Annotated in this window: 2 protein-coding genes; both read right to left on the reverse strand. The window is 75.6% G+C overall.

The features are described from left to right. Positions 1 to 2,114, reverse strand: a 2,114-nt coding sequence (locus AC30N0_RS06440) for a hypothetical protein (RefSeq protein WP_489517100.1), incomplete at its 3' end; no start/stop codon positions are given. Further along, positions 2,107 to 3,741 carry an FtsW/RodA/SpoVE family cell cycle protein gene (locus tag AC30N0_RS06445; RefSeq protein ID WP_489517101.1) on the reverse strand — a complete coding sequence of 545 codons (1,635 nt, stop codon included), beginning with the start codon at positions 3,739 to 3,741 and terminating at the stop codon, positions 2,107 to 2,109. The genes AC30N0_RS06440 and AC30N0_RS06445, both read right to left, overlap by 8 nt. Positions 3,742 to 3,876: the final 135 nt, after the last annotated feature.

The following is a 3,876-nucleotide window of genomic DNA, read 5'->3' on the forward strand; positions in this document are numbered from 1 at the left end:
CGCGGCGCTGCGCGAGGAGCCGGCCGCGTACTGGGCGACCCGCTCGGCGCTAGCGTGGAACTGAGCCGGCTGCTCACATCAGCCGGCGGAACTTGTCCGCCGGCTTGCCGTCGAGGTAGGACGTGGGACTCTTCGAGTCCAGGTTGGCGACGAGGTCCGCAATCCAACACGACCTCGCTGCGGCGTCTACCGTCCGCGCCCGTCGCGCAGCGGCGCAGACGCTGTAGGTCGAGCGTCGCCGGCGGCATGAGGTGCATCGGCGCGCCGAGCCGGCGCTCGAACGGCTCGCTCATGAGGCGGCCGTAGAGGACGTCCCTGGCGAGGGGCGGCCGCCATGGCGCGGCCGCGGGCGCATCGACCGGGCGGCCGAAGAGCAGGTCCTGCTTGCCGCAATCGAGGCCGGCGTGGACGCAGCCGGCGTTCCAGCCGAAGGCCGCGGCCGCGGCCTGCACGTCCCATGGCCGGCGGCAGGCTGCGACGCCCGTGTCGACGCAGAACATGCGGTCGAGGAAGCGCGCCGAATCGGACCGCATCAGCTGGCCGCGCAGGCTGTCGCGCGCCGGCGTGCCGTCGCGCTGCATGGCCCTGCGCTCGACGCCGAGCAGGCTCGCGCCCGCGCCGGGCTCGGACAGGAAGGCGGCGGCCATGATCGGCTTGATCGTCGACGCCGGCATGGCGGCGTGGAACACGGCCGGGTTGAGCAAGGCGTCGGGCCGATAGCGGACCGGGTACGGCAGGCGCCTGTCGCAGGCCGCGTCGCGGCCGGGGCCGTCGACCTCCTGGCGGGCGCAGGGCGAGAGCGCGCCGGCGAGCGCCTCGATGCGGCCGCTGGCGACGTCGATCACCGCCACCGCCGCCATCCGCACCATCGCACCTTCGAGCAGCTGCTGGCCAAGCGGCCGGTCGGCGTCGTCCGCGCGGCGCATGCCGAGGGCCCGGCAGACGTCGTGGCGGCCGGTGTAGCAGGCGGCCGTCTTCTGCGCCAGGGCCTGCAGCGACGGGTCGATGGTGAGGTCGACCGAGAAGCCGACGTCGAGGGGCGCGCCGTCCAGGACGATGCGGTTGGCAGCCGACACGGCGTGCGGCGGCCCGCGCCCGGCGGCGTCGGTCTCGGTGAGCATCCGGTACAGCGGTCCGGACGGCTGGCGGAGCGCCTGCAGCGGCTGGAGCAGCGCCTGCAGCGACGGCGGCACGCGCCAGCGAGCGGTGTCGACCGCCTCCTGCACGCCGGGCTCGCCGACCAGGGCGCTCGGCGCCGAGGCGGCGCCCGGCGCGACCGCCGCCCCGGCCAGCGACGGCATCGCGCAGACGCGCTGCTGCAGGCTGCGCGGCGCGGCCAGGAAGTGGCGCGGCGCCGCGTCGGCGCCCTCGCCGCGGCCCAGGTAGATGCAGCCGGCGAGGCCGCCCCACGGGTTGCGCCGCGCCACCTGGCCGGCGCCGATCTCCGTCTCCTGGTCGGGGCGCCAGCGCGCGAGCGTCGTCCCGCCCTCGGTGCCACGCCAGGCCAGGCTGTCGAGGATCCGCCCGTCGGCGCGGGCGAGCGCGGCGAGCGCACCGACGAGATCGGCGCAGCCGACCCGGAAGCGCCGGTCCGGGTAGTCGCTCGACTCAACCGGCGCGTCGATCGCCGCGGCCGCGGCGGCGGCCCACCGGCCCAGGTCGAGCCCGATGCGGTGCTCGACGCGGGCATTGGCGCGGCTGCTGAAGCGCAGCAGGGCGGCGTCGAGATCGGTCCAGCGCGAGGCGATGCGATCGGCCGGCGTCGGCCGCGTCGCGTCGGCCCCGCCGGGCCCGCCGAGTCGGCCGAGCCAGCGCTCGAGCGGCGCGGCGTCGCTCCATTCGCGGCGGCATGCGGGCACCGCGTCGAGGACTTGCGCCGCGGTGACCGGCCCCGCATTCACCGACGAGCGCGCGACGATCGCCGGCTCGAAGGTCTTCAGCGCGGCGACGTGGCGCACGCTGACGTAGCGATCGCTGGGCGTGCGCCAGCCGGCATCGGGCTGCGCCGGCCGGACCACCGCGACCAGCAGCAGCACGCCGAGCATGACCGGCACGACGACCAGGCTGGCGGCGATCGCGAAGTCGAGCAGCGAGACGGGGCGGCGCTCAGCCATGCGCGCTTCCCGGGCCCGGCACGTCGACGTTGAGGCAGAGGCCGAGGAAGGCCATGTTGACCAGCAGCGAGGTCATGCCGAAGCTGACGAAGGGAAAGGTGACACCAGTCAGCGGCAGCACGGCCAGGTTGCCGGCCACCGTGACGGCGAGCTGGCACGAGGTCAGGACGACCCAGGCGATCGCAAGCCAGCTGAGCAGGGCCTGGCCGTCGTTGCCGAGCTGGCCGCCGACGGGCAGCAGCTGCGGCTCGCCGCGCGTGACGCGGCCGTGGTGGCGGATCAGGCGGTGCAGCCAGACGGCGGTGCCGAGGGCGACCGCCCAGGCAGCCGTCGCGCCGAAGACGCCGACAATGGCGGTGAAGGTGTAGTCGCTGTGGATCTGCCCCGGCACGCCGCTGCACGTCCCGCCCGACACGAAGCCGCACCAGGGCGTCGTGCCGATGCCGAAGCCCTCCGGCGGCGCCGCGGCGCGGAACCACGAGACCAGCGCCAGCTGGTCGTTGATCGAGGCGAACGGCGCGGCCATGCTCTCGAGCCGGCTCGCCGTCACGTCGTCGATCGAGCCGGCGTGGAGCAGGAGCAGCGTCGTGCCGACGATCCAGGCGGCGAACAGCAGGACCGCGAGCACGAAGGCAACGGCCTGCCGGCCGCTGCGCCGATGCCACCACATGGCCAGCGTCGCCGCCAGGAAGGCACCGGAGGCGTAGGCGGCGATGAGCAGCGGGCCCATGTCGCGGGTGAGCAGCATCGCCGCGACGAGCACGGCGACGACGAACAGAAGCGGCCACGCGTAGCGGACGAAGGAAGCGCCCAACGGGCCGTGCCGCGCCAGCCGGTCGGTCATCGGGCCGGCGCGCAGGAAGAAGAACCAGGCCGCGCCGACGATCAGCCAGATGCGGCCGAGCTCCGACGTCAGCTGGCGCAGGTTGGCGAGGCCCACCCCGAAGGCGGCGAGCGCAGCGACGGTCAGCAGCAGCAGGGCTCCGGCCGCGCCGAGGGCACCGACGCGGCGCAGCGTGCGGTCGGCGACCTCGCCGCCGACCGACAGCAGCCAGGCCAGCGCTCGCGACAACGGCTGGCGCAGGAACAGCAGCACCGACAGCACGAGCATGCCGAGCCAGAGGTGGCCCTGGTGGTACAGCGCCAGGTAGCGGTTGGCGGGAAGGCCGTGGCTCGACAGGTCGAGCAGCAGGAGCCAGCCGATGCCCGTGGCCGCGACCAGCCCGGCATAGCCGACCCTTGAGCTCATCGACTGCGGCGGCAGGCGGCGGGCGCCTGCGTCCTTCGGCGCGCGCAGCAACCCCCACGCCAGCAGCGCGACGCCGGCGCCGGCGAGCCACAGCACGAACGGCGCCGGCAGGCCGGACAGCGGCGCGTCGATCCGGCCCGGCTCGAACTCGCGCTGGGCGGCGAGCGGCCACGGCACGCGCGCCAGCCAGGCGGCGGCGGCCCAGGCGGCCAGGGCGCCACCGACGCCCAGCGCCGGCGAGACGGCGCGCCGGCTCCAGACCAGCAGTGCATAGCCGAGCGCCATCGCCCCGGCCCACTGCCACCCCGCCGAGGCGAGCAGGGCCTGCATCGCCTCGTTCTTGCGCTCGTTCGCGCGCGACTGGCGGGCATCGGCCATGAGCGCGGCGGTCTCGGCGAGCGCCGCGATGGCGGAGCCGCAGCCCGGCAGCGACGACGCCGGCGATGGCCGCAGCGAGGCCGCCGGCAGCGCCCGCTCTTGCCACCGCGGCAGCGATGCCGCTGCGGCCACAGC

This window comes from Rhizobacter sp. (assembly GCF_031412495.1).
GTDB lineage: Bacteria > Pseudomonadota > Gammaproteobacteria > Burkholderiales > Burkholderiaceae_C > Schlegelella_A.

Excerpts from the sequence above, each read along its gene's own strand:
- AC30N0_RS06445 (WP_489517101.1), bottom strand. The coding sequence starts at position 3,741 with ATGGCCGATGCCCGCCAGTCGCGCGCGAACGAGCGCAAGAACGAGGCG.